The 25,186-nt window shown below is 71.0% G+C and carries 19 protein-coding genes, 3 tRNA genes and 1 pseudogene; 13 read left to right on the top strand and 10 right to left on the bottom strand.

All coding sequences use genetic code 11. The features are described from left to right. Positions 1-726: group II intron maturase-specific domain-containing protein (locus tag ACFV7R_RS13960; RefSeq protein WP_385263355.1), on the top strand; the 726-nt coding region annotated here is incomplete at its 5' end. Here the strand turns inward: ACFV7R_RS13960 and ACFV7R_RS13955 are convergent. Continuing rightward, positions 695-1,120: pseudogene (locus tag ACFV7R_RS13955) on the bottom strand (transposase); the annotation flags it as partial. The gene ACFV7R_RS13960 and the pseudogene ACFV7R_RS13955 sit on opposite strands and share 32 nt — an antisense overlap. A 135-nt stretch (positions 1,121-1,255) precedes the next feature. Beyond that, positions 1,256-1,450, bottom strand: a complete 195-nt coding sequence (locus tag ACFV7R_RS13950; RefSeq protein ID WP_385263354.1) for a DUF397 domain-containing protein — start codon at positions 1,448-1,450, stop codon at positions 1,256-1,258. 217 nt (positions 1,451-1,667) lie between these two features. Between ACFV7R_RS13950 and ACFV7R_RS13945 the strand changes: the two genes are divergently transcribed. Next, the gene (locus ACFV7R_RS13945; RefSeq protein WP_385263353.1) at positions 1,668-1,829 is read left to right on the top strand and encodes a hypothetical protein; all 162 of its coding nucleotides are present in this window, start codon (positions 1,668-1,670) and stop codon (positions 1,827-1,829) included. Between the two features lie 68 nt (positions 1,830-1,897). On the opposite strand, the gene ACFV7R_RS13940 is transcribed toward ACFV7R_RS13945, so the two are convergent. After that, positions 1,898-3,544, bottom strand: a complete 1,647-nt coding sequence (locus ACFV7R_RS13940) for a M4 family metallopeptidase (RefSeq protein WP_385263351.1) — start codon at positions 3,542-3,544, stop codon at positions 1,898-1,900. 160 nt (positions 3,545-3,704) lie between these two features. On the opposite strand from ACFV7R_RS13940, the gene ACFV7R_RS13935 reads away from it, so the two are divergent. After that, a complete protein-coding gene (locus ACFV7R_RS13935; protein WP_385263349.1) occupies positions 3,705-4,121 on the top strand; it encodes a gamma-glutamylcyclotransferase family protein in 417 nt (138 codons plus the stop codon). An 83-nt stretch (positions 4,122-4,204) separates the two neighbouring features. On the opposite strand, the gene ACFV7R_RS13930 is transcribed toward ACFV7R_RS13935, so the two are convergent. Beyond that, positions 4,205-6,457: a molybdopterin oxidoreductase family protein gene (locus tag ACFV7R_RS13930; protein ID WP_385263348.1), complete on the bottom strand. Its 2,253-nt coding sequence runs from the start codon at positions 6,455-6,457 to the stop codon at positions 4,205-4,207. 103 nt (positions 6,458-6,560) lie between these two features. Then, positions 6,561-7,238: a vancomycin high temperature exclusion protein gene (locus tag ACFV7R_RS13925; protein WP_385263347.1), complete on the bottom strand. Its 678-nt coding sequence runs from the start codon at positions 7,236-7,238 to the stop codon at positions 6,561-6,563. Positions 7,239-7,439: 201 nt separating this feature from the next. On the opposite strand from ACFV7R_RS13925, the gene ACFV7R_RS13920 reads away from it, so the two are divergent. From ACFV7R_RS13920 to ACFV7R_RS13900, 5 genes are all read left to right on the top strand, one after another. After that, entirely contained in the window at positions 7,440-8,342 is a 903-nt protein-coding gene (locus ACFV7R_RS13920; RefSeq protein ID WP_385263346.1) for a sirohydrochlorin chelatase, read from the top strand. A 108-nt stretch (positions 8,343-8,450) separates the two neighbouring features. After that, complete coding sequence (locus ACFV7R_RS13915) at positions 8,451-9,749, top strand: deoxyguanosinetriphosphate triphosphohydrolase (RefSeq protein WP_385263344.1); 1,299 nt, start codon at positions 8,451-8,453, stop codon at positions 9,747-9,749. Between the two features lie 134 nt (positions 9,750-9,883). Beyond that, the gene (locus ACFV7R_RS13910; protein WP_129801917.1) at positions 9,884-11,149 is read left to right on the top strand and encodes an NAD(P)/FAD-dependent oxidoreductase; all 1,266 of its coding nucleotides are present in this window, start codon (positions 9,884-9,886) and stop codon (positions 11,147-11,149) included. 143 nt (positions 11,150-11,292) lie between these two features. Beyond that, positions 11,293-13,191 carry a DNA primase gene (gene dnaG, locus ACFV7R_RS13905; protein ID WP_385263342.1) on the top strand — a complete coding sequence of 633 codons (1,899 nt, stop codon included), beginning with the start codon at positions 11,293-11,295 and terminating at the stop codon, positions 13,189-13,191. A gap of 104 nt (positions 13,192-13,295) precedes the next feature. Further along, complete coding sequence (locus tag ACFV7R_RS13900; RefSeq protein ID WP_385263341.1) at positions 13,296-14,618, top strand: RNA polymerase sigma factor; 1,323 nt, start codon at positions 13,296-13,298, stop codon at positions 14,616-14,618. 54 nt (positions 14,619-14,672) lie between these two features. Here ACFV7R_RS13900 and ACFV7R_RS13895 read toward each other — a convergent pair whose 3' ends face one another. From ACFV7R_RS13895 to ACFV7R_RS13880, 4 genes are all read right to left on the bottom strand, one after another. Beyond that, a complete protein-coding gene (locus ACFV7R_RS13895) occupies positions 14,673-16,601 on the bottom strand; it encodes an ABC transporter ATP-binding protein (RefSeq protein WP_385263340.1) in 1,929 nt (642 codons plus the stop codon). Then, positions 16,601-18,334 (bottom strand): ABC transporter ATP-binding protein, encoded by a 1,734-nt coding sequence (locus tag ACFV7R_RS13890; RefSeq protein ID WP_385263338.1) that lies wholly within the window; start codon positions 18,332-18,334, stop codon positions 16,601-16,603. Before ACFV7R_RS13890 ends, ACFV7R_RS13895 begins: the two co-directional genes overlap by 1 nt. A 105-nt stretch (positions 18,335-18,439) precedes the next feature. Continuing rightward, complete coding sequence (locus ACFV7R_RS13885) at positions 18,440-19,894, bottom strand: FGGY family carbohydrate kinase (RefSeq protein WP_385263337.1); 1,455 nt, start codon at positions 19,892-19,894, stop codon at positions 18,440-18,442. A gap of 174 nt (positions 19,895-20,068) precedes the next feature. Then, positions 20,069-20,368 carry a YtxH domain-containing protein gene (locus tag ACFV7R_RS13880; RefSeq protein WP_129801923.1) on the bottom strand — a complete coding sequence of 100 codons (300 nt, stop codon included), beginning with the start codon at positions 20,366-20,368 and terminating at the stop codon, positions 20,069-20,071. A 157-nt stretch (positions 20,369-20,525) separates the two neighbouring features. Between ACFV7R_RS13880 and ACFV7R_RS13875 the strand changes: the two genes are divergently transcribed. The 5 genes from ACFV7R_RS13875 (at position 20,526) to ACFV7R_RS13855 (ending at position 23,736) form a co-directional block, all read left to right on the top strand. After that, positions 20,526-20,598: transfer RNA gene (locus ACFV7R_RS13875), tRNA-Asn, on the top strand. A gap of 5 nt (positions 20,599-20,603) precedes the next feature. Next, positions 20,604-20,676: transfer RNA gene (locus ACFV7R_RS13870), tRNA-Asn, on the top strand. A 168-nt stretch (positions 20,677-20,844) separates the two neighbouring features. Continuing rightward, positions 20,845-20,921 (top strand) — tRNA-Ile (locus ACFV7R_RS13865). 665 nt (positions 20,922-21,586) lie between these two features. Continuing rightward, positions 21,587-22,102 carry a hypothetical protein gene (locus ACFV7R_RS13860; protein ID WP_385263336.1) on the top strand — a complete coding sequence of 172 codons (516 nt, stop codon included), beginning with the start codon at positions 21,587-21,589 and terminating at the stop codon, positions 22,100-22,102. A 101-nt stretch (positions 22,103-22,203) separates the two neighbouring features. After that, positions 22,204-23,736, top strand: coding sequence for a flotillin family protein (locus ACFV7R_RS13855; protein WP_385263335.1), 1,533 nt, complete (start codon positions 22,204-22,206; stop codon positions 23,734-23,736). A gap of 109 nt (positions 23,737-23,845) precedes the next feature. Here the strand turns inward: ACFV7R_RS13855 and ACFV7R_RS13850 are convergent, their stop codons facing one another. Next, a complete protein-coding gene (locus tag ACFV7R_RS13850; protein WP_385263334.1) occupies positions 23,846-24,904 on the bottom strand; it encodes a PucR family transcriptional regulator in 1,059 nt (352 codons plus the stop codon). Between the last annotated feature and the right edge of the window lie 282 nt (positions 24,905-25,186).

Raw genomic sequence — 25,186 nt, 5'->3', positions numbered from 1 at the left:
CTGTCGCCGCTGCTGGCCAACATCGCGCTCTCGGTCCTGGACGAGCACATCGCCCAGGCCCCCGGAGGATCAGATAGCACCTCCGAGGATCGGCGCAGGAGACGACGCCGGGGATTGCCCAACTACCGGTTGGTCCGGTATGCGGATGACTTCCTCGTGCTTGTCTTCGGGCGCCGTGAGCACGCCGAGGAATTACGCGAAGAGGTCGCGGAGGCGTTGAAGCCGATGGGCCTTCGCCTGTCGGTGGAGAAGACAAAGATCACGCACATCGACGAGGGCCTTGATTTCCTCGGGTGGCGCATCCAGCGTCACCGGAAACTGGGCACTGACCGCCAGTACATCTACACCTGTCCGGCACGGAAATCAGTGCGTTCCGCGACGGGCAAGGTGAAGGAACTGACCGGACGGCAGAACATCGGCCTGTCGCTGGAGTCCTTGCTCCACCGGCTGAACCAGGTGTTGCGGGGATGGTGCGCGTACTTCCGTCCCGGGGTGTCGAACGTCGCTTTCTGTTACCTCAGCCACTACACGTGGATGAGGGTGACACGGTGGATCCGGCGCAAGCATCCCGGGATCACCTGGAAGCAGCTCCGCCGACGCTACTACGGTGGTGGCTGGTGGCCTGCCACGGAGAAAGCGGAACTGTTTAACCCGGCAAAGGCAAGCACGACTAGATACCGATACCGGGGAACACTCATCCCGACCCCGTGGCCCACTGCGGCATGAAGAACTGAACACCCCGAAACGGGATTTGCGGAGAGCCCGGTGCTCGGAGACGGGCACGCCGGGTTCGGGAGGCGGCTCGGGTAAACCCACCGATGGAGACATCGGCAGGGCGCCCCGAGTCGACCTCACCGATGCCGCGCCACTGCTTCAGCCTGTTGAAGCATCGTTCGACGACGTTGCGACGCTTGTAAAGCTGCTTGTCGAAGGCCGGTGGGCGGCCACCGGACCGGCCGCGCTTGAGCCGGTCGGCGATCTGGTCCGCGCGCTCGGGAATGGTGTGGGCGATATTCCGGCGCCGCAGCCAGGTGCGGATCGCCTTCGAGCTGTTGCCCTTGTCGCCGATGACGTGCGACGGCCGAGCCCGGGGACGACCCACGCCCAGCCACGGCTGACGAGCGCGGTGCCGAGGGCGTCGATGGCGTCTCGCTGGAGACGGAGCCTGACGTGGGCGTAGACGGTGGCGGTGACGCCGGTGTGGGCGTGGCCGAGGAGTTGTTTGATCACGATGTCCGACCTCACCAGTTCACGTTCAGAAGCTGGTGAACCTGCCCTTCAGCAGGGAGATCTGAAAGGCCGCCCATGTGGTGGGGGTGACGTGCAGGGATGGGCCGCTGGGGTTCTTGGAGTCGCGTATCGCGATGGTCGTGGGGATGTTGGTGGCGACCTCGACGCACTCGTCCTTGTCGTCGCTGGAGCTGGACTTGCGGTAGTCGAAGGCAGGCACGGCTCACAGTGCGGCGCCAGTTGAGTTCACGGCGCTGCCCACCCCTGCCCGGAGGCGCGCCCCATGGCCGTCCCCAAAGACCCCGACGAACCCCAGGTCCCCCCACCACGACCGCCTCGACTGCACCCCGCTCCCCAAGAGCGTCACCCTCGCCCGCCGCCGTGCCCACTGCCTCCTCGCGAAATGGGGCCACCCCGAACTCGTCCCGGACACCGCCTTGTTGGTCTCCGAGCTCGGCGGGAACGCCGTCCTGCACGGCTGTCTGCACGGCTGTCTGCGCGGCCGGCGTGAGGCCACTGTCCTCGGCGCCGTCGTGCTCTACTACGTTTCGGAGTCCGTACTGACCGTGACCGTGGTCAGACTGATCTCCGTGGTGTGAATCCCGTGCCCGGATGAAACCAGCCGCCCCGGAGCTCTCCGAGGCGGCCGGCCAAACGCATGCTCGGATCAGCCCACGTTCACCGCACTCCAGGCCGCCGCCACCGCGTCGTGCTCCGTACTCCCCGCACCGTAAAGATCCCGCGCCGCGTTCAACGTCGCCGTCCGCGCCCCCGCGTAGTCCGTCGACGACGTCATGTAGACCGTCAGCGCCCGGTACCAGATCGCGCCCAGCGCCGCACGCCCGATACCCGTGACCGTCGAGCCGTCGCAGGTGGGGGAGTTGTGGGCGACGCCGTTGATGGTCTTGGCGCCGCTGCCCTCCGCCAGGAGGTACGCGAAGTGGTTGCCGATGCCGGAGTTGTAGTGGACGTCCAGGTCGGCCGCTGAGCTGCTCCAGCAGTCCACGGAGACACCGTCCTTGGACGGCTTGTCCATGTACCGCAGCGCCGACCGGCCGAAGCCCGACCGGACGATCTTCTCGCCGATCAGCCAGTCGCCCGCGTCCTTCGCGTTGTCGGCGTGGAACTCCACCAGCGTGCCGAAGACGTCGGACGTCGCCTCGTTCAGCCCGCCGGACTCGCCGGAGTACGTCAGCGCGGCCGTCTTCGAGGTCACGCCGTGGGACATCTCGTGGCCGGCGACGTCCAGGGAGACCAGCGGCCCCATCTGCGTCCCGTCACCGTCGCCGTACGTCATGCAGAAGCAGGTGTCGTCCCAGAAGGCGTTGTTGTAACGGGTGCCGTAGTGCACGCGGTTGTACGAGCCCTTGCCGTCGCCCGCGATGCCGTTGCGGCCGTGCACGTTCTTGAAGTAGTCCCAGGTCACGTCCGTGCCGTACTGCGCGTCCACGGCGGCCGAGGCGCGGTCGGTCGTCGTGCCGTCGCCCCAGTGGTTGTCCGCGTCCGTGAAGACCGTGGCGGGGGCGCGGGTCAGACAGAGGGTGCCGAGCAGGCACAGGTCCACCTGGCCGGCCGCATCGCCGGTGTACGTGTTGCCGCGCGTCGGGTCCTTCAGTTCGTACGCCGATCCCGTCGACGTCGTCGACAGCGGCACCGTCCCGCCGTACAGCGAACGCCCGTCGCCCGTGGCCGACTCCAGCGTGTCCCAGGCGTCGATCTGCGCGCCGGTGCGGGCGTCCGTCAGTACCGTGCGGGCGACCGGGTTGCCCTGCGCGTCCAGTGCCACCGCGTTCGTGCGCCACGCCAGCTTCGGTGCGCCGTGCAGGGCGTCGACGACCAGCTCCGGCTTGGCCGTCAGCCGCTTCAGCGTCTCGCCGAGGTGCGTGGCGCGCAGGGCGTTCGCCGCGCGGTCGGCCGCCTTCGGGGCGGACAGGACGGGGGTGATGCCGGTCAGGGAGAGGGGGGTGCGGGTCGCGCGGTCGGCGCCGCGGTAGGTGCCGTCCGGTGCCAGGTGGATGACGAAGTCGCCGCCCAGGACCGGGAGTTGACGGTAGGTACGGTCGTAGCGCACATGCTGGGTGCCGTCCTGGTCGATGACGACGTCCCGGACCTCGGTGTCCTGGGCGGCGGTGAGACCCAGGCTCGCCGCGTGGTCGGCGAGGGCCCGCGCCCCGTTCTCGATCGCTGTGGCGCGGGTCGGCCGGTCGGCTGCGCCGGCGCCGGGGGAGAGTGCCGCGGCGAGCAGGATGGCGGCGGTTGCGGCCACACCGGCGGTGGCAGCACGGGAACGTCGGACATGCCGTATCCGGCTCATCGGTCTCCTTGAAAAGGCGCCTGAGTGGGGGGCGGCGCTGATCTTGACCGAGATTTAAGAGGTCATGACATGTCGTGTCCAGAGCAATTACAGGAGGCCGTGTGAGGGGTGAGAATCGTTCCTGCAAGGCTTCGGTAGCGCTCTCGTGCAGGTGGAAAGAGTGAGACTCCCGTTCTTCGTCTACGGCACCCTCCGCCCCGGCGAGCCCAACCACGACCTCTTCCTGCGCGGCCGTACGAACGCCGAGGAACCCGGCCGCCTCACCGGCGCGGTGCTGTACGACGGCCCGGGCTATCCGTACGCCGTGGAGGAGCCGGGAGGAGTGGTGAGCGGCGAACTGGTCACCGCGCGGCCCGAGGCCTACGACGAACTCCTCACCGCCCTCGACCGGTTGGAGGAGTACGTGCCGGGCGACCCGCGCAGCCTCTACGAGCGGGTCGAACGCGAGGTCGTCCGGGATACCGACGGGGCGGCGGTCCGCGCGTGGGTGTACGTCGCCGCACCCGCCGTCGCCGCCCGGCTACGGGCCCGCGGCAAGATCGTCGAGGGCGGCGACTGGCGGGCACGGCGCCGGTGAACTGGCAGGATTTTCCCGGTGATCGGCCGACGGGCCCCCGCAGTGCGCGGTGGGCCCGTTGAACAGACGGTGAGCGTACGCCGCTACGCCTTCACGGCCTCCACCCGCACCGCGCACGCCTTGAACTCCGGCATCCGCGAGGTCGGGTCCAGCGCAGGGTTGGTGAGCGTGTTGGCGCGGCCCTCGCCCGGCCAGTGGAACGGCATGAAAACGGTGTCCGGCCGGATGGACGCGGTGATCCGCGCCGGCGCCACCGCCCGGCCCCGCCGGGACACGACCGCCACCGGGTCGCCCTCGGCCGCGCCCAGCCGCTCCGCCAGCCGCGGATGCAGCTCCACGAACGGGCCGGGTGCGGCGGCGTTCAGCTCGTCGACCCGCCGGGTCTGGGCGCCGGACTGGTACTGCGCCACGACCCGCCCGGTCGTCAGCAGCACGGGGTACTCGGCGTCGGGTTCCTCGGCGACCGCCCGGTGCGAGACGGGCGCGAACCGGGCCCGCCCGTCCTCCGTGGCGAACCGGTCGAGGAAGAGGCGAGGAGTGCCGGGGTGGACCTCAGCGCCGGTGCCGTCCTGTGCGGCCGGATCGTCGGGCAGCACGTCCAGCGCCGCGTCCTCGCCGTCGTCCGGCGCCACAGCGAGCGTGCCGTCTCCGCCGGAGACCGGTGCCACCGCGGGCGTGCCGTCCCCGCCGGAGACCGGCGCCGCGCCCGCGCGGTCCTCCGCCCCGTCGGGAACCGCCGGACACGGCCAGAACACCCCGTTCTCCTCCGCAAGCCTGCGATACGTGATCCCGGAATAGTCCGCGGGCCCGCCCGCGCTGGCCCGGCGCAGCTCCTCGAAGACCTCCTCGGGGTCGGTCGGGAAGCCCTTCTCCACCCCGAGCCGGGCGGCCAGTTCGTGCATGACCTCCAGGTCGCTGCGGACGCCTTCCGGCGGGGTGATCGCCCGGCGCCGCAGCAGCACCCGGCCCTCGAGGTTGGTCGTCGTGCCGGTCTCCTCCGCCCACTGCGTCACCGGCAGGACGACGTCCGCGAGGGTGGCCGTCTCCGACAGCACGACATCGCACACGGCAAGGAAGTCAAGGGACTTGATCCGCTGCTCCACGTGGGCGGCGCGCGGCGCCGACACCACCGGGTTGGAGCCCATCAGCAGCAGCGCCCGGATGTCCGTACCCAGCGCGTCCAGCAGCTCGTACGCGCTGCGCCCCGGCCCCGGAAGCGAGTCCGGGGCGACGCCCCACACCTCGGCCACGTGCCGTCGCGCCGCCGGGTCGGTCAGCTTGCGGTAGCCGGGCAGCTGGTCGGCCTTCTGGCCGTGCTCACGCCCGCCCTGCCCGTTGCCCTGCCCGGTCAGACAGCCGTAGCCGGACAGGGGCCGGCCCGCGCGACCGGTCGCCAGGCACAGGTTGATCCACGCGCCCACCGTGTCCGTGCCCTTGGACTGCTGCTCCGGCCCGCGCGCGGTGAGCACCATCGCGTTCTCCGGCGTGCAGAACAGCCGTACGGCTTCCCGCAGTTCGGGAACGGACACGCCGGTGATCCGCTCCACCTGCTCCGGCCAGTGCGCCATCGCGGCGGCCCGCGCGTCCTCCCAGCCGGTCGTGCGCTCCCGGATGTACTCCTCGTCCGTGCGGCCCTCGGCGACGATCAGGTGCAGCAGCCCCAGCGCCAGCGCGAGATCCGTGCCCGGCCGCGGCGCGAGGTGCAGGTCGGCCTGCTCGGCGGTCCTCGTCCGGCGCGGGTCTACGACGATCAGCGTGCCGCCGTTCTCCTTCAGCTCGGTGAAGTAGCGCAGCGCGGGCGGCATGGTCTCCGCGGGGTTGGACCCGACGAGGATCACGCACCCCGTCTTCGGGATGTCCTCCAGCGGGAACGGCAGCCCGCGGTCCAGCCCGAACGCCTTCATGCCGGCCGCGGCGGCCGACGACATGCAGAAGCGCCCGTTGTAGTCGATCTGCGAGGTGCCGAGCACGATCCGCGCGAACTTGCCGAGCGTGTACGCCTTCTCGTTCGTCAGCCCGCCCCCGCCGAACACGCCGAGCGCGTCCGGCCCGTGCGCGGAACGGATCGAGGACAGCCCGTCGGCGATCCGGTCCAGCGCCTGAGCCCAGGTCGCGGGCACCAGGGAACCCCCCTCGCGCACCAGCGGCGAAGTGAGGCGGACACTCGATGACAGCACCGCCGGCGCCGTACGGCCCTTGCCGCACAGCGCGCCCCGGTTCACCGGGAAGTCGGCGCGCTCCGACACCTCGACGCCCCCGTCCGGCGAGGGCGTCAGGTTCATCCCGCACTGCAGGGCGCAGTACGGGCAGTGGGTGGGCGTCGAGGTGCTGTTCATGCCGTTCAGCGTGCTTCGGCCGTGTTACGTGCCGTGACGGCCCTTTGTTACATGGCCGGGAAGGCGACCTCCCCGCCGCCGCGCGGGCGCCGTGAGGAGCCGGTCACCGAGCCTCCGCGAGCGCCCGCTCCACCCCCAGTTCGGCCGGCCCGAGGAACCGGGGATCCGGCCGGAACACGGCGTCCAGGGCCGCCTTGCCCGCCGCGACGATCTCCCGCACGCCCCCGTAGTACCAGGTCCCGTCGTGCCGCTCGTCCACCTCGACGCCGTACGACGTCACCCCCGCCGCCTCGCACAGCGCGACCGCCCGCCGGATGTGGAAGCCCTGGCTGATCAGCACGGCCTCCTCGACGCCGAAGATCTTCCTGGCGCGCACACAGGAGTCCCAGGTGTCGAAGCCCGCGTAGTCGCTGACGATCCGGGCGTCCGGGACGCCGTGCCGGGTCAGATACGAGCGCATGGCGTCCGGCTCGTCGTAGTCCTCGCGGCTGTTGTCGCCGGTCACCAGAACGACCTCGACCCGGCCCGCACGGTACAGCTCGGCCGCCGCGTCCAGGCGGTGGGCGAGATACGGGGACGGCTCGCCGTTCCACAGGCCCGCACCGAAGACCACGGCCACGTCGGTGCGGGGCGCGTCCGCCGTGCTGCGCAGCCGGTCGCCGGTCGCGACGTGCATCCAGGCCGACGGCAGCAGCGCGAGCACGCACAGGGCCATCAGCGCCTGCACCAGCCGGCGCTGCCCGGTACGGGTGCGCGGCAGACGCGGTCGGCGGATGCGCATGTCGGGACGCCCTCTCGGTCGGCTGCGACAGGAAAAGACGCCGCCGCGGGTGCTCGGGTTGCGTGACCAGTCTCACGCCAACCCGATGAAACCGCAGGCCGGACCGCCTCACACAGCTGGGGGACCGTACGGTGAACCCGCGGAAAAAACCCGTGACGCTCACGCAACGGCACGGCAACGTCGTAGCGCCACGATCGGTTCATGACGGCGTCGCTTCCGCTTCACGACGAGTCCGACCACCGCCCCGGCAGCCCGCTGTCCGGTGGCGTCCACCTCGACAGTACGGCGCAGATCATGAACCGGATCACCACCCGGCTCGCCAGCCGGCTCAGCCTCGTCTCGCGCGACGGCACGCCCCGCCCCGAGCGGCCCGCGCTCGTCCTCGTGGCGCACGGCAGCCGCGACCCGCGCACCCTCGCCACGGTGCACACGCTCATCGAACGCGTCCGCGAGCTGCGCCCCGGCCTGCCCGTCCACCTCGGCCACATCGAGCTGAACGAGCCCCTGCTGCCGGACACGCTGGCCGCCCTCGGCGACAGCGAGGCGATCCTCGTCCCCCTCCTCCTCAGCCGCGGCTACCACATCAAACAGGACATCCCCGACATGGCCGCCGCGGCCCGCGCCCGCACCCAGGTGGCCGCCCCGCTGGGCCCGCACCCCCTCCTGGTGGAGACCCTGTACACACGCCTGGTCGAGGCGGGCTGGCCCACGACCATGACCGAGGCGGAGCGCAGGGAGAGCGCCGTCGTCCTGGCCGCCGCGGGCTCCCGCGACCCCGACGCGGCCCTCGACACCGGCCACACGGCCCGCCTCCTCGCCGACCGCCTGGGAGTCCCGGTCCTCCCGGCCTACGCCTCGGCCGCCACCCCGACGGTCCCGGAGGCCGTACGCACCCTCACGTCCCGCGGCCGCACCCGTATGGCCCTGGCGTCCTACTTCACGGCCCCGGGCCGCTTCGCCCAGGAGTGCGCCGACGCCGTCCCGGGCATCACCGCGGCCCCCCTGGGCGCCCACCCCCTGATGGCCCACCTGATCCTGCACCGCTACGACAAGGCACTGGTAACCCCGGCAGCCACGGAACCGGCGCTGGCATCAGCAGGCTAGGGGCGCGGGGAACTGCGCGAACAAGCACAACGAACCCGCACCCGCAAGACGACGAATCCCGGCAGACGAGTAGGCGCACACACCCCCTCCTCCACTTACTGTCGAGACATGGCAGGCGCACCCCAGCAACACGAGAACCACATCCCACCCCCCGGCTACGACCCGACCTCAGTCGAACGATGGGCCGCCGAAAAAGACAAACGCCCCGGCCGCACCGCCTTCCAACGCGACCGCGCCCGCATCCTCCACTCCGCCGCCCTGCGAAGGCTCGCCGGCAAAACCCAGGTGGTGACCCCCGGAGGGACCAGCGCCTCGGCCTGGGACCCCAGCCCCCGCACCCGCCTCACCCACTCCCTCGAATGCGCCCAGGTCGGCCGCGAACTCGGCGCCGCCCTCGGCTGCGACCCCGACCTGGTGGAGGCCGCCTGCCTCTCCCACGACCTCGGCCATCCCCCGTTCGGCCACAACGGCGAAGAGGCGCTCAACGAATTCGCCCACGACTGCGGCGGCTTCGAGGGCAACGCCCAGTCCCTGAGGCTCCTCACCCGCATCGAACCCAAACGGTTCACCCCGGAGGGCTCCGTCGGCCTCAACCTCACCCGCGCCGCCCTCGACGCCGCCACCAAGTACCCGTGGCCGCGCGGCGCCCACCCCACCGACCCGGCGTCCCGGAAGTTCGGTGTGTACGAGGACGACCGGCCGGTGTTCGACTGGGCCCGCAAGGAGGCCCCCGGCACCCGCATCTGCTTCGAGGCCCAGGTCATGGACTGGTCGGACGACGTGGCGTACTCGGTGCACGACGTCGAGGACGGCCTGCACGCCGGTCACATCGACCCCAACTGCCTGCACGCCGAGCCGGAACGGCAGGCGGTGTTCGAGGTCGCCATCGGCCGGTACGTCCCCGCCGGCACCGACCCCGCCGAACTGGCCGCGGCCCTCGACCGGCTCCTGGACGAGGAGTGGTGGCCGCACGGCTACGACGGTTCGGCCGTCGCCCAGGCCCGTCTGAAGGACGCCACCAGCCAGCTGATCGGCCGCTTCTGCCTGGCCGCCGAGGCCGCCACCCGCGCGGCGTACGGCGGCGGCCGGCTCACCCGGTACACCGCCGAACTGGTCGTCCCGCGCGAGATCCGCATGGAATGCGCCGTGCTGAAGGCCGTCGCCGACCGGTACGTCATGCAGCGCGCCGAGCAGACCCGGCTCCGCGCCGACCAGCGGGTCGTCGTCGCCGAACTGGCCGAGGCGCTCACCGCCCGCGCCCCCGACGGACTGGATCCCCAGTTCCGCGCCCTGTTCGACCAGGCCCCCGACGACCGCGCCCGCAAGCGGGTGATCGTCGACCAGATCGCCTCCCTGACGGACGTCTCGGCCCGGTCGCTTCACGTAAGGCTGACAGGCCACCTGTGAGACTGAGGTGACGGGGGCGACCGGGAGGGACTCGAAGGTGACCCTCCGTGGCCTGATCGGGTCACCCCCTCTTCCCGCGCCTGGCTCCGTGCGGGACGCTCGCATGTGGCGGCACGTTTAAGAGGAGGCATCAAGTGGTCGACGCGGATCAGACATTCGTCATCGTCGGCGGGGGACTCGCCGGCGCGAAGGCGGCCGAGACACTCCGCGCGGAGGGCTTCAGCGGCCGCGTGATACTGATCTGCGACGAGCGCGACCACCCGTACGAACGTCCGCCGCTGTCCAAGGGCTATCTCCTCGGCAAGGAGGAGCGCGACAGCGTCTTCGTGCACGAACCGGCCTGGTACGCGCGCAACGACATCGAGCTGCACCTCGGCCAGACCGTCGACGCCGTCGACCGTACGGCGAAGACGGTCCGCTTCGGCGAGGACGGCACCGTCGTCCGCTACGACAAACTGCTGCTGGCCACCGGAGCCGAGCCGCGCCGCCTGGACATCCCCGGCACCGACCTCGCCGGCGTCCACCACCTGCGCCGCCTCGCCCACGCCGAGCGGCTCAAGGGCGTCCTCGCCGCCCTCGGCCGGGACAACGGCCACATCGTGATCGCCGGCGCCGGCTGGATCGGCCTGGAGGTCGCGGCGGCGGCCCGCGAGTACGGCGCCGAGGTCACCGTCGTCGAACAGGAGCAGACCCCGCTGCACGGTGCCCTCGGCCCCGAGCTGGGCGGCCTCTTCGCCGAGCTGCACCGCGAACACGGCGTCCGCTTCCGGTTCGGCGTCCGGCTGACGGAGATCGTCGGCCAGGACGGCATGGTGCTGGCGGCCCGTACCGACGACGGGGACGAGCACCCGGCCCACGACGTCCTCGCCGCGATCGGCGCGGCCCCGCGGGTCGCGCTCGCGGAGGCGGCGGGGCTGGAGCTCGCCGACCGTGCACAGGGCGGGGGCATCGCGGTCGACGAGCGCCTGCGCACCTCCGACCCCGACATCTACGCCGCCGGTGACGCCGCCGCCTTCCCGCACGCCCTCTTCGGCCGCCGGCTGCGTGTGGAGCACTGGGCCAACGCCCTCAACGGCGGACCGGCGGCGGCGCGGGCGATGCTCGGCCAGGACGTCACGTACGACCGCGTGCCCTATGTCTTCTCCGACCAGTACGACATGGGCATGGAGTACTCGGGCTGGGCGCCCCCGGGCTCGTACGACCAGGTGGTGATCCGGGGGGACGCCGGGAAGCGCGAGTTCATCGCGTTCTGGGTGAAGGAGGGGCGTGTGCTGGCCGGGATGAACATGAACGTGTGGGACGTCACAGACCCGATCCAGCAGCTGATCCGCTCCAGGGCCCAGGTGGACACGGAGGCGCTGGCAGACCCGCACGTGGCGCTGGACAGCCTCATCCCGTAGCCGACAGGAGCCGACGGAAGCCCTCAGGAGCGTCAGGACTGTCCACCACCGTGCTGCAATTCCCGGGGGCAACCCCCGGACCCCCGGCCGGGGGTCGGTCAGCTCACGCGAGGTTTGTCAGTTCCGCCCCGTAGAATCACCGCGTGGCAGGACGGATCAACGACGAGGACGTGAAGGCGGTACGGGACGCGGTCCCGATCGACGCCGTCGTGTCCGAGTACCTCCAGCTGCGCAACGCGGGCGGCGGCAACCTCAAGGGCCTGTGCCCGTTCCACGACGAGAAGTCGCCGTCCTTCCAGGTCAGCCCGAGCAAGGGACTCTTCCACTGCTTCGGCTGCCAGGAGGGCGGCGACACCATCACGTTCGTGATGAAGGTCGACCACCTCTCCTTCTCGGAGGCGGTCGAGCGCCTCGCCGCCCAGGCCGGCATCACCCTGCGCTACGAGGAGGGCGGCTACAACCCCGCCCACCAGCGCGGCGAACGCATCCGTCTGGTCGAGGCCCACAAGATCGCCGCGGAGTGGTACGCGGAACAGCTCGCCACCAGCCCCGAGGCGGAGACCGGCCGCCTCTTCCTCGCCGACCGCGGCTTCGACCAGGCCGCCGCCGTCCACTTCGGCGTCGGCTACAGCCCCCAGGGCTGGGACCACCTCACCCGCTATCTGCGCGGCAAGGGCTTCACCGACAAGGAACTGCTCCTCTCCGGCCTGGCCCAGGAGGGCCGCCGCGGCCCCATCGACCGCTTCCGCGGCCGCCTGATGTGGCCGATCCGCGACATCGGCGGCGAGGTGGTCGGTTTCGGCGCGCGCAAGCTGTACGAGGCGGACAACGGACCGAAGTACCTCAACACCCCCGAAACCGCGATCTACAAGAAGTCCCAGGTCCTCTACGGCATCGACCTCGCGAAGAAGGACATCGCCAAGACGTCCCGCGCGGTCGTGGTGGAGGGCTACACGGACGTCATGGCCTGCCACCTGGCCGGGGTGACGACCGCCATCGCAACCTGCGGTACGGCCTTCGGCGGCGACCACATCAAGATCCTCCGCCGGCTGCTGATGGACAACGGATCGGCCCGGGTGATCTTCACCTTCGACGGCGACGCGGCCGGCCAGAAGGCGGCGCTGCGGGCCTTCGAGGACGACCAGAAGTTCGCCGCCGAGACGTACATCGCGATCGCCCCCGACGGCATGGACCCCTGCGACCTGCGCCTGGCGAAGGGCGACGACGCGGTCGCCGACCTGGCCGAACCCCGTACTCCGCTCTTCGAGTTCGCCCTCCGCCAGATCGTCGGCCGCTACGACCTCGACACCCCCGCGGGCCGGGCCGCCGCGCTCGACGAGGCGGCCCCCGTCGTCGCCCGCATCAAGAACAGCGGCGCCCAGCACGAGGTCGCCGTCCAGCTCGCCGGCATGCTCGGCATCCTCGACACACAGTTCGTGGTCAAACGCGTGGCCCAGCTGGCGCGTTGGGCGCGCGACCGGGGCGGCAAGGGCCCGGCGCCCAGCGCCCCCCGGCAGTACGAGGCGGCGGCGGCCCGCCCGACGCCCGCCGGACCGGCCCTGAACCTGCGCAACCCGGTCTACGCCACCGAACGCGAACTCCTCAAACTCGCCCTCCAGCGCCCGGAGTTGGTCTCCCCGGCCTTCGACGCATACGGCGTCGACGAGTTCACCGCCCCGCCGTACGCCGCCGTGCGCCAGGCCATCCTGGACGCGGGCGGCGCCGAGTACGGCGTCCAGGACCCGCAGGAGTACCTGGTCCGCGTCCGCGAGGCGGCTCCCGACGACCGGGTCCGCGCCATGGTCACGGAACTCGCGGTCGAGGCGATCATGCGCCGCACGGTCGACGAGGTGTACGCCGGAGACCAGCTCGTCATGGTCCGCCGCCGCGCCGTCGACCGCCGTATCCAGGACATCCAGTCCGCCCTGACCCGCCTCGGCACGAACAGCGACCCGGCCCAACTGGCCGCCGTGCAGAACGAGTTGTGGGTGCTCCAGCAATACGGCCAGGCGTTGCGGGAGCGGGGCGCCGCCGCCCTCTGAGGCCCGCCGCGCGGGTGCTGTCTGCGTCCGGTCACTGCCCGGACGCAAAAAGTCACCGCACGCCCCTCGTGGCGGAGATGTGTCTTACCCCACACTGGGTTCCGGTGCCTGAGTCCCCGGAGCGCGGCCGATCCGTCCCCCACGGGTCCCTTACCCCCGCGGTTCCCCTCATCGCGTACGGGACGGACAGCGGCGAGGCCGCCGACTCCGCCCCCCGAGCAGCGCTGCCGCACGCCTCAGCAGCGATCACCCTGGAGGTCGCCCCCGTGCAGACCCAGACCCTCATCCAGACCGACATCACCACGGACGGTGCGGAGCCGGACGCGGAGGCCGACAGGCTCGTGGCCGTACCGCCGCAGAGCCGTGGCGCGCACCACCCGGAAACGGACAAGAGGACGGAGGCGGAGGCGGAGCCCACGGTCATCCCCGCAGATCCCCCCGCCGAAGCCGTCGAAGTCCCCGACTCCGAGCCCGAGCCCGTCGAGCCGCCCGCCCCCGGTCGCATCGACACCGGTGGCCCCGCCGCGGACCTGTTCCGCCAGTACCTGCGCGAGATCGGCCGTATCCCGCTGCTCACCGCGGCCGAGGAGGTCGAACTCGCCCGCCGCGTCGAGGCCGGACTGTTCGCCGAGGAGAAGCTGGGCAGCGCCCCCGACCTGGACTCCCAGCTGGCCCTGGACCTCGACCGCCTGGTCGTCATGGGCCGCATGGCCAAGCGCCGCCTGATAGAGGCCAACCTGCGGCTCGTCGTCTCGGTCGCCAAGCGGTACGTCGGCCGCGGCCTGACCATGCTCGACCTCGTCCAGGAGGGAAACCTGGGCCTCATCCGCGCGGTGGAGAAGTTCGACTACGCCCGCGGCTACAAGTTCTCCACGTACGCCACCTGGTGGATCCGCCAGGCCATGTCCCGCGCCCTCGCCGACCAGGCCCGCACCATCCGCGTCCCGGTGCACGTCGTCGAGCTCATCAACCGCGTCGTACGCGTCCAGCGCCGCATGCTGCAGGAACGCGGCTACGAGCCGACCCCGGAAGAGGTCGCCGCCCACCTCGACCTCCCGCCCGAGCGGGTCGGCGAGGTCCTGCGGCTCGCCCAGGAACCGGTCTCCCTGCACGCCCCGGTGGGCGAGGAGGAGGACGTGGCCCTCGGCGACCTCATCGAGGACGGCGACGCGACCAGCCCGGTCGAGTCGGCGGCGTTCCTCCTCCTCAGGGAGCACCTGGAGGCGGTCCTGTCGACACTGGGCGAGCGCGAGCGCAAGGTCGTCCAACTCCGCTACGGGCTCGCGGACGGGCGCCCGCGCACCCTGGAGGAGATCGGCCGCATCTTCGGCGTGACGAGGGAACGCATACGCCAGATCGAGTCGAAGACCTTGAACAAGCTGAGGGACCACGCCTTCGCGGACCAGCTGCGGGGCTACCTGGACTGAGCGCAGGGTGCCGCTGCAGCTTGCGCAGCGGCACCCCGACGTCGGGAAACCCGCTCAGTCCACCTCGGCCACCGCCTGCGCGAACTGCGCCTTGTACAAACGTGCATACGCCCCGTCGGCCGCCAGCAGATCCGCATGCGCGCCCTGCTCGACGATCGACCCGTTCTCCATCACCAGAATCGTGTCCGCATCCCGGATCGTCGACAGACGATGCGCGATCACGAACGACGTCCGCCCGTGCGCCAGCTTCGCCATCGCCTTCTGGATCAGCACCTCGGTCCGGGTGTCGACCGACGACGTCGCCTCGTCCAGCACCAGAATCACCGGATCGGACAGAAACGCCCGCGCAATGGTGATCAGCTGCTTCTCACCCGCACTGACCCCCGTCCCCTCGTCGTCGATCACGGTGTCGTACCCGTCCGGCAGCGTACGGATGAACCGGTCCGCATGGGCCGCCCGCGCCGCCTCCTCGATCTCCCCACGGGTGACCTTCCGCGCGGCACCGTACGCGATGTTCTCGGCGATGGTGCCGCCGAACAGCCAGGTGTCCTGGAGCACCATGCCGATCCCGGACCGCAGTTCGTCCCGGGACATCGTCGCGATGTCGATCCCGTCGAGGGTGATGCGCCCGCCGGACACCTCGTAGAACCGCATGAGCAGATTGACCAGCGTCGTCTTGCCCGCTCCCGTCGGCCCGACGATGGCGACGGTGTGCCCGGGTTCCACCGTCAGCGACAGGTCCTCGATGAGCGGCTTCTCCGGGTCGTACCGGAAGGACACACCCTCCAGCGCCACCCGCCCGCGCAGCTGCTCCGGCCGTACCCCCGGCACCGGATCCTCCGACTGCTCCTCGGCGTCGAGGAGTTCGAAGACGCGCTCGGCGGAGGCGACCCCGGACTGCACCAGGTTCGCCATCGACGCGAGCTGTGTCAGCGGCATCGAGAACTGCCGCGAGTACTGGATGAAGGCCTGCACGTCACCGATGGACAGGGAACCCGAGGCGACCCTCAACCCACCGACCACCGCGACCAGCACGTAGTTCAGGTTCGACACGAACATCATCAGCGGCTGCATGATCCCGCTGTTGAACTGCGCCTTGAACCCGGCCTCGTACAGCGCCTCGTTCTGCTCGGCGAACTGCTGCGCCGACTCCTCCTGCCGCCCGAACACCTTCACCAGGGTGTGCCCGGTGTACATCTCCTCGATGTGCGCGTTGAGCTTGCCGGTGGTGCGCCACTGCTGCACGAAGTGCGGCTGCGACCGCTTGCCGACGTACGTCGCGATGTACAGGGACAGCGGCACGGTCACCAGCGCGACCAGCGCCAGGATCCACGACACCCAGAACATCACCGCCAGCACACCGATGATGGTCAGCAGCGAGTTGATGAGCTGGCCCATCGACTGCTGGAGCGTCTGGCCGATGTTGTCGATGTCGTTGGTGGCCCGGGAGAGGACCTCGCCGCGCTGACGCTTGTCGAAGTACGACAGCGGCAGCCGCGACAGCTTCGTCTGCACGTCCTCGCGCATCCGGTACATCGTCCGGTTGACCGCCCGGTTCACCAGCCGGGTCGCCACCGCCATCAGCAGACCGGCGACCATGAACACGGTGAGCGCGAGCAGCAGGACGTTCCCGACCGCGGCGAAGTCGATGCCCTCGCCGGGGGTGAAGTCCGTACTGCGGAGCATGTCGGCGATGTCACCGTCGCCGCGCTCCCGCATCGCGGCCAGCACCTGCTCCTTGGTCTCCCCGGCCGGCATGTCCCGGCCGATGATGCCGGCGAAGACGAGGTCGGTGGCCTCGCCGAGGATCTTCGGCCCGACCACCGACAGACCCACGCTGACGACCACGCACACCAGCAGCGCGTAGATGGTCAGCCGCTCGGGCCGGAACCGGCCGACCAGTCGCCGGCCCGACACCTTGAAGTCGATCGAGCGGTTCTCGGGGCCGGTCCCGGCCATCATCCGCCCCATGGGCCCGGCCATCAGGCAGCCTCCGCTTCCGTCAGCTGGGAGAGCACGATCTCCCGGTAGGTCTCGTTGTCCGCCATCAGCTCGTGATGCCGTCCGGTGCCGACCACCCGGCCCTCGTCGAGCACGACGATCCGGTCGGCGTCCCGGATGGTCGCCACCCGCTGGGCGACGATCACCACGGTCGCCTCCGCGGTCTCCCGGCCGAGTGCCGCGCGCAGCGCCGCGTCGGTGGCGTAGTCGAGGGCGGAGAAGGAGTCGTCGAAGAGGTAGATCTCCGGGCGCTGCACCAGGGTCCGCGCGATCGCCAGCCGCTGCCGCTGACCGCCGGAGACATTGGTGCCGCCCTGCGCGATGGGCGCGTCAAGGCCGCCCTCCAGCCGCTCCACGAAGGGTTTCGCCTGCGCGACCTCCAGCGCGTGCCACAACTCCTCGTCCGTCGCGTCCGGATTGCCGTAGCGCAGGTTCGTCGCCACGGTCCCCGCGAAGAGATACGGCTTCTGCGGCACCAGCCCGACCGTCCTGGCCAGCAGCTGCGGCTCGACGGTCCGTACGTCCACCCCGTCGACGAGCACCTCGCCGTCCGTCGCGTCGAACAGCCGCGGCACCAGCCCCAGCAGCGTCGACTTGCCGCTGCCGGTCGAGCCGATCACGGCGGTCGTCTCACCCGGCCGCGCGAGAAGGTCGACGGCCTTCAGCACCGGCTCCTCGGCACCCGGGTAGCGGAACCCGGCCCCGCGGATCTCCAGATGGCCGTGGCGGCGCAGCTCCCGGACCGGGCTGCTCGGCGGGACCACACTCGACGACATGTCGAGCACGTCCTGGATGCGCTCCGCGCACACCTCCGCGCGCGGCACCATCATGAACATGAACGTGGCCATCATCACGGACATCACGATCTGCATGAGGTAGGCGAGATACGCGGTCAGGTCACCGATCTGCATCCCGCCGCTGTCGATCCGATGGGCCCCGAACCACACCACCGCGATCGACGACACGTTGACCACCGTCATGACGATCGGGAACATCAGCGCCAGCAGGTTGCCGGCGCCCAGCGACACCTCCGTCAGCTCGGCGTTCGACTTCCGGAAGCGGTGCTGCTCGTACTCGTCCCGTACGAAGGCCCGGATCACCCGGTTGCCGGTGATCTGCTCGCGCAGCACCCGGTTCACCGTGTCCAGCCGCTCCTGCATGGACCGGAACAGCGGCCGCAGCCGCCGCACGATCAGCATCACGCAGATGCCCAGCACCGGCACGACGGCCACCAGCACCCCGGACAGCGGCACGTCCAGGCCGAGCGCCAGGACGATGCCGCCCACACACATGATCGGCGCCGACACCATCAGCGTGAACGTCATCAGCACCAGCATCTGGACCTGCTGGACGTCGTTCGTGGTCCGGGTGATCAGCGAGGGGGCGCCGAAGTGGCCCACCTCTCGTGCGGAGAACGACTGCACCCGGTCGAAGATGCCGGCCCGCACGTCCCGGCCGAGGGCCGAGGCGGTGCGGGCGCCGTAGTACACGGCCCCGATGTTGCACACGACCTGTGCCAGCGAGATACCGATCATCAGGGCGCCGAAGGACAGGATGTAACCGGTGTCACCGTTCACGACACCGTTGTCGATGATGTCCGCGTTCAGGGTGGGCAGGTAGAGGGTGGCGCAGGTCTGCAGGAACTGCAGCACCACCAGGACGGTGATCGGTCTCTTGTAGGGCCTGAGACAGGTCCGCAGGAGTCGTATGAGCACGCTGGTCTCTCGGAGTCGGCGGTCGGGGCCGGATGGTTGCCCCTGGCCCCTATCGTCGAACACTCCACCCGCGTTACCTCAACTGATTAACCCGACAGGCGTGTGCTACGGGCGGAAGGCACCCGGATGCGTCTGCTCGCGCACCGACACGAACTGCTGCCGCACCGCCTGCCCCACGGCCAGCTCCTCACCGGGCTCGAGCACCTGCGCCACCGCGCCCTGCCAGGCCGGCGGGGTGCGCGGGTCGAGGGTGCCCTGCGACACCCCCAGCGCCCAGGCCGCCTGCCGCGCGGCACCGATCGCCGCGTAGTCCGCGGGCTGCGGCACGACGACCTGTGCCCCGAACAGCGAGGGCGCCGCGGCCTGCACGGCGGGCAGCTCCGCGGCCGGCCCGAGCAGAAAGATCCGCCGCACCTCCACACCCCGGCCGCGCAGCACGTCCAGCGCGTCCGCGAGCCCGCACAGCATGCCCTCGAACGCCGCCCGCGCCAGGTGCTCCGCCTTCATCGACTCCCGCCGCAGCCCGGCCAGCGTCCCCGCGGTGTGCGGCAGCGCCGGCGTGCGCTCACCCTCCAGATACGGCAGGAGTACGAGCCCGTGGGCGCCCGGCGTCGACTTCATCGCCAGGTCGGACAGACTCTCCAGGTCGGCAAGACCGAGCAGTTCGGCGGTGCCGCGCAGGGTCCGTACGGCGTTCAGGGTGGTCACGACCGGCAGGTGCATGCCGGTGGCGTCGGCCAGCGACGTGATCATCCCGGTCTGGTCGTACAGGGCCTCGGGATGCACCGCCATCACGGACCCGGACGCACCCAGCGACACCACCGCGTCGCCCAGCCCCAGCCCCAGCCCGAAGGCGGCGGCCATGGTCTCGCCGGTCCCGGCGGAGATCAACAGCCCCTCCGGCGTCGTACCGGCCGCATCGGACGGCCCGATCACCTCGGGCAGCATGACCTGGTGACCGAGCGCCAGCTCGACCAGGTCGGGCCGGTAGGCGCCGGTGGCCGCGGACCAGTACCCCGTCCCGGAAGCCCCGCCACGGTCGGTGGTCCGGCGCACCGGCCGCCCCAGCAGCTGCCACACCAGCCAGTCGTGCGCCTGCATGAGCACGGCAGTGCGCAGCGCCGCCTCGGGTTCGTTCTTGGCTAGCCACCGCAGCTTGGTGACGGGCTGCGCGGCCTGCGGAACACACCCCACCGCCTGCGCCCACGCCTCGCGCCCGCCGAGCGCGTCGATCAGATCGGCCGCCGCGACCTGCGCCCGCTTGTCCCCGCCGACCATCGCCGGCCGTACGGTGCCGCCCTGCGTGTCCAGCGGCACGACCGCGTTCGCTTGCGTGGAGACGCCGATGGCCTGCACCCCTTCGAGCAGCCCACCACCGGCCGCCTCGCCCAGGGAGAGCAGCCAGGCCTGCGGATCCACATCGCTGGGCCGCCCACTGCCTTCAGGGCCCTCCACCGGATGCGGCGCATAGCCCTGCCGCAGCACGGCTCCCGTGTCCGCATCGCAGACGACGATACGAGTGAAATCGGGCGAACTGTCCAGCCCGGCGACTATCCCCATGGCTCAAATTCTGCCGTAGCGCTGCGCTTGCTTGGGCCATGGGCGCCGTGGGGTGCCTGTGGTTTTTCGGGGGCGGGTTCGTTGTGGCTGGTCGCGCCCACGCGGCGGAGCCGCATATCGACACGGCCCCGCGCCCCTGAGTCGGCTGCAGCGCCCGGCACCGAAGAGGTGTCGCTATGTGTTGCTGGTGCCCCAGTCGTCCTCGGGGAAGCCGTTGGCGTGGCGGAGGCTGCGCACGCGCTGGGCGACGGAGTCGGGCATGTGGTCGCCGACCTTCTCGCTGACCGTGTGGTACGCCTTGCCCGCGAAGTGGCGGCCCTGTTGTGCTGCGGTCTCCGCGGTGTTGCGGACGGCGGGGTTCTGCGCGATCTGACGCGCGGACTTCTTCAGCTGCTCGTAGCGCTCACGCCCTGCGCGTGTGCCCAGCACGTAACCCACAGCGAGTCCGACGACGAACGTGAGCCGGTAACGCATGGCGGCCACCCTTCCCTTGCGTAGGTCCCTGGTACGGCGCCGGGCCGGGGGGAACCGATTGGCGGAGCACCCCCCTGCTTGCGCTAATGTATGTGTCGCAGCGAGCGCGCGCCCCCTGGCGAATACCCAGGTAGGTGCGTTCGATGCAACGAGGCATTCCTCCGTAGCTCAATTGGCAGAGCAGCCGGCTGTTAACCGGCAGGTTACTGGTTCGAGTCCAGTCGGGGGAGCTCGGTCCTCCGTAGCTCAATTGGCAGAGCAGCCGGCTGTTAACCGGCAGGTTACTGGTTCGAGTCCAGTCGGGGGAGCAGCCTGAACGAGGACCCCGCAGGGGTCCTTTTTCATGTCCGGTGGAACCGCCACGGTCAGGGCGGAGTCCTCAAGGTCATGCGAAGCCGACCATCCGGAGCAGGAGATCGTATGAGCGGCTATGCTGCGGCAGACGGCGCGCACACGTGTACGCGACACGCCGCTATGGGGCGGTAGCTCAGCCGGTTAGAGCAGCGGACTCATAATCCGTCGGCCGTGGGTTCGAGTCCCACCCGCCCCACCACAGCGCATCGATGCAGGAACGTTTTCACTTGCGCCGACTCTGCGCCCCTTCGCTCCCGGACGGGTGGAGCGACACGCTGGAGATCGTCAGTCGGCCCGCTGCCGGCCGGCTGTCGGCCCGAGCGGCAGACGATCAAGACATGAAGCGGCCCCAGCCGGGTCCGGGTCCTGGCTGGGGCCGCGGGTTGCGCCCGCCTGCATCGGCGCGGCGGTAGGCGTAGGTGGGTCCGCCGGCGGTGATCGCGTTGATCAGCTCGGCCCGGGGCTGGCCGGCGGCCGGGGTGCCGCCCTCGGGTCCGTTGTCGTCCTGGATCTACGGCAGGGAGACGATGCCGGGCGCGGCCAGGTGGGAGACGATCTGGCCGGCCAGGGCGTCGAACTTGCTCTGCGGGCCCTCGGCGTCCAGGTTCCCCACGTGTGGCCACCGCGAGCTGCCCCGAGGACCGGGATCTCGCCGTAGGCACTGCCGTGCCGCCTGGATCATCACGGGTTTCTGACGCCGCGTCACAGGCCGTCGGCAGGCCCCTGGGCTACCGGCGCCCGACTGGGAGAGCGCGGCATTAAAAGCGCGTAAAGATTGCCGGATGCAGGCAATGTCCTGTCCGGTGTCCGCGTGTGACGATGCCTGCGACAACGGGGGAGGGCAAGGAGAGGCGGTGTGCGCGGATGGCCTGGTTTCTGGGGCTCGGCATTGCGGGGGTCGTCCTCCTTGCCCTGTCGCTCGTCTTCGACGGTGTGCTCGAGGGGCTCTTCGACGGCGTCGATGCGCTGGACGCTCTCGGGGACGGGCTGCTGTCGCTTCCGGTGATCGCCGGCTTCGTGTCCATGCTCGGCTTCTCCGGGGCGATCGTCATGGGCACCACCGGGCTGGGCGCGGCCGGGGCCACCGCCATCGGGGTACCGGCCGGCGTCGCCACGGGCTGGCTCACGTACCGCCTCAGCCGCGGGCTGATGAGCGATCGCTCCGGAGCTGCCCCTCGCGACGACGACCTGGTCGGTGCCTCGGGGGCCGTGGTGACCGCCATCCCGGCCGACGGCTATGGCGAAGTGCTGGTCCACCTGGCCGGGCAGCCCGTGAAACTGGCGGCGAGGAGTGCCGTCCCCGTGGCACGCGGTGCCGAAGTGTGGGTCGAGCAGGCGCTGTCGCCCACGTCGGTGTCCGTGCGTCTGGTCGAACGCTGACCCAGCCGGCTGTCTCCGCTTCTGCACCGCTGCGACGGTGCCGTTCATTCACCCGACCCTTTTCGATTGGCCGTCCCCTGGGAGGGCTGAGGGGAATACCCATGAGTTCAGTCGTCATTGCCGTGGCGGGAGTCGTCGTGCTCCTCGTCCTCTTGGCACTGGTCGTCATCAGCCGCTACAAGGTCGCGGGCCCCAGCGAGGCGTTCATCGTGACCGGGCGGCGCGGCAAGAAGGCCACCGACCCGGAGACCGGGCGGGTGTTCACCGACAACAGCGGGCAGAAGGTCGTGGTCGGCGGTGGCGTCTTCGTAGTGCCGTTCGTCCAGCAGAAGTTCACCCTCGACCTGTCCTCGCGGCACATCCCGGTCGCCGTGCGCGGCGCGGTCACGCTGCGCGGGGTGAAGGCCAATCTCGAAGGTGTCGCCATCGTCAAGGTCGGCGGCACCGAGGACTCGATCCGGGCTGCGGCCCAGCGGTTCCTGATGCAGCAGGACGGGATCGTCGGCTTCACCCAGGAGGTGCTCTCCGGCGCGCTGCGCGCGATCGTGGGCCGGATGTCGGTGGAGGACATCATCCGCGACCGGGCGGCGTTCGCGGGCCAGGTGGCCGAGGAGGCGGAGGCCAGCCTGTCCGGGCAGGGCCTGGTGCTGGACGCCTTCCAGATCCAGGACATCACCACCGAGGGCTCCTACCTGGAGGACCTCGGCCGGCCCGAGGCCGCCCGTGCCAAGCAGGAGGCGGACATCGCCGAGGCCGTGGCCCGGCGGGCGGCCGAGCAGGCGCGGCTGAAGGCCGAGGAGGAGATCGCGGTAGCCCAGCGGACCTTCGCCCTGAAGCAGGCGGAGATCAAGGCCGAGACCGACGAGGCCGCCGCTCGTGCGGCAGCCGCGGGGCCGCTGGCCGAGGCCGCACGGCAGCAGGAGATCCTCACCCAGCAGGAGAAAGTCGCCGAGCGGCAGGCCGCACTGACCGACCGCCAGCTCGACACCCAGGTCCGCAAGCCCGCCGACGCACAGCGGTACGCCGCCGAGCAGGAGGCCGAGGCCAGGCGAGTGGCGCGGGTCAAGCAGGCCGAGGCGGAGCGGCTGGCCGGGATCGCGGCGGCGCAGGCGGAGGCCGAGCGGGCCCGGCTCGTCGGTGAGGGCGAGAAGCAGCGGCGCTCCGCGCTGGCCGAGGCGGAGGCCATCGAGGGCCTGAAGCAGGGTGAGGCGGAGCGGTCCCGGCGTGCGGCGATCGCGGAGGCGGTCCGGCTGGAGGGCGAAGCCGAGGCGGCGTCGATCGGCGCCAAGGGTGCGGCCGAGGCCGAGGCCATGCAGAAGAAGGCCGATGCGTTCGCGCAGTACGGCGACGCGGCCGTGCTGCAGATGCTCGTCGAGGTGCTGCCGCAGGTCGTGGCCAAGGCGTCGGAGCCGCTGAGCGCGATCGACAAGATGACGGTCATCTCCACCGACGGCGCAGGCCGGCTGCCGCGTGCCGTCGCCGACAACGTGGCACAGGGCGTCGAACTCCTCAGCTCCACCACGGGAGTCGACCTCGCCCAGCTGCTGAAGGGCATCGCTGCGAGGGGCGATGTCACGCAGCCCGCCACGACGGCGCCTGCCGAGGCCAACGGAAAGATCGAGATCGCCGGCTGAAGGAGGCCTGGCGTATCGGCAGCCCGGACGGCCCCTCACCGTCCTGGGCAGCCTGAGGCGCCGTCCTCCGACGGGGGAGGCGACGGCGCCTCAGGCGTGGCCCCCGCCGTCAGAGCGCCTGCCCGGGCCAGTCCAGCAGGCGGGCGCCGATGACCGCGGTCTGGAGCATGTACCGGTGCGCCGGGTCGGCCGGGTTGGCGCCGGTCAGTTTGCGGATGCGTTCGAGACGGTAGGTCAGCGCGCGGACACTCAGATTCAGGCGACGGGCTGCCTCGGCGGCCACGCAGCCGGAGTCGAAGTAGGCGGTGAGGGTGTCCAACAGGACCTCCGCGCCGCCGCGGGCGGTGGTGAGCGGTCCGAGGGTGCCCTGGACGAGGTCGGCCATGGCCTGGCGGTCGCGGGTGAGGACGGGATAGACGAGCAGGTCGGCGGCGAGCAGGACGGGATCGTCGAGGTCGAGGCGCTCGGCGAGTTCCAGGGTGTTGAGGGCCTCCTCGTAGGAGTGGACGACACCGCCGGGACCGGGCCGGGGGCGGCCGACGGCGACCCGGCCGCCGTCGGTGGCGACATGCGCCTGCTCGGCAAAGGAGGAGAGCACTTGGTCCTGGTCGCCGGGCGCGATGCACACCAGGCGGCCGTCCTTGGTGGTGAGCAGGATGTCGCGGTCGCCGAAGCGGGCGATCAGGGCCTGTTCCACCTGGCGGGTGACCGGATCGCCCTCGTCGTACGGTGCCGGCCCCTGAGCGACGGCGACGGCGTGGGCGTGGGACAGACGCAGGCCGAAACGTTCGGCACGTTCGGCGAGGCGGCCGAGGTCGCTGCGGCCGTACAGGAGGTCGTCGATGAACTCCCGGCGGGCGGCCTCCTCCTGGCGTACGGCGAGGCGTTGCGCGCGTTCGTAGCCCTCGGCGAAGGCGTCGACGGCCTGCTGCACGGCGGCGAGCGTGCTGTCGGCGGAGCTTGGGCCACTCGGCCAGGCGGCGCGGGTCGCTGCCAGGTGCGCGCCGACCAGGGCACGCAGTCCGAATCCGGCGTCGGCGGCCCGTTCGCCCAGGGCGCGGCGGGACTCGATCTCGTCGCGGGTCAGACGGCGGCCGGTGGCCGAGACATCGGCCAGCAGTTGGGCATAGCCGTCGAGATAGTCCTCGGGTATCGCGGATTCCGCCATCTGCCCCCGCTTTCCTGGTGCCCGTTGATGCCTTCTTGACGGCGTCGGGCATGCAGACCCTAGTGAACATTGCCGGGAACCGGCAATGCGCTGATGAACCGTGCCGCTGCACCATGGGCGGCGGGGAGCACGGCGGACGGCTCCGGTGCCGGACACCTGCCGGTGCCCGGCACCGGAGCCCCCGGGGGAGCCGTGCACCGCGGACAGGTACGGCGTGCGGGAAGGGGGCTCGGCCATGGGGGCGTTTCTCGCTTCAGTTGCCTCGCGTGCGCCGAAAGCCCG

This window comes from Streptomyces sp. NPDC059866 (assembly GCF_042731325.1).
Classification (GTDB): domain Bacteria; phylum Actinomycetota; class Actinomycetes; order Streptomycetales; family Streptomycetaceae; genus Streptomyces; species Streptomyces flavusporus.
The sequence above is the reverse complement of the archived record's forward strand: the minus strand, read 5'-3'. Positions and strand labels throughout refer to the sequence as shown.

What these genes read in the sequence shown, in the direction of transcription:
- ACFV7R_RS13930 (WP_385263348.1), bottom strand. Translation starts at nt 6,457, where the DNA reads ATGAACAGCACCTCGACGCCCACCCACTGCCCGTACTGCGCCCTGCAG.
- ACFV7R_RS13850 (WP_385263334.1), bottom strand. Translation starts at nt 24,904, where the DNA reads ATGGCGGAATCCGCGATACCCGAGGACTATCTCGACGGCTATGCCCAA.
- ACFV7R_RS13940 (WP_385263351.1), bottom strand. Translation starts at nt 3,544, where the DNA reads ATGAGCCGGATACGGCATGTCCGACGTTCCCGTGCTGCCACCGCCGGT.
- ACFV7R_RS13920 (WP_385263346.1), top strand. Translation starts at nt 7,440, where the DNA reads ATGACGGCGTCGCTTCCGCTTCACGACGAGTCCGACCACCGCCCCGGC.
- ACFV7R_RS13880 (WP_129801923.1), bottom strand. Translation starts at nt 20,368, where the DNA reads ATGCGTTACCGGCTCACGTTCGTCGTCGGACTCGCTGTGGGTTACGTG.
- ACFV7R_RS13860 (WP_385263336.1), top strand. Translation starts at nt 21,587, where the DNA reads ATGGCCTGGTTTCTGGGGCTCGGCATTGCGGGGGTCGTCCTCCTTGCC.
- ACFV7R_RS13915 (WP_385263344.1), top strand. Translation starts at nt 8,451, where the DNA reads ATGGCAGGCGCACCCCAGCAACACGAGAACCACATCCCACCCCCCGGC.
- ACFV7R_RS13885 (WP_385263337.1), bottom strand. Translation starts at nt 19,894, where the DNA reads ATGGGGATAGTCGCCGGGCTGGACAGTTCGCCCGATTTCACTCGTATC.
- ACFV7R_RS13895 (WP_385263340.1), bottom strand. Translation starts at nt 16,601, where the DNA reads ATGGCCGGGCCCATGGGGCGGATGATGGCCGGGACCGGCCCCGAGAAC.
- ACFV7R_RS13855 (WP_385263335.1), top strand. Translation starts at nt 22,204, where the DNA reads ATGAGTTCAGTCGTCATTGCCGTGGCGGGAGTCGTCGTGCTCCTCGTC.
- ACFV7R_RS13925 (WP_385263347.1), bottom strand. Translation starts at nt 7,238, where the DNA reads ATGCGCATCCGCCGACCGCGTCTGCCGCGCACCCGTACCGGGCAGCGC.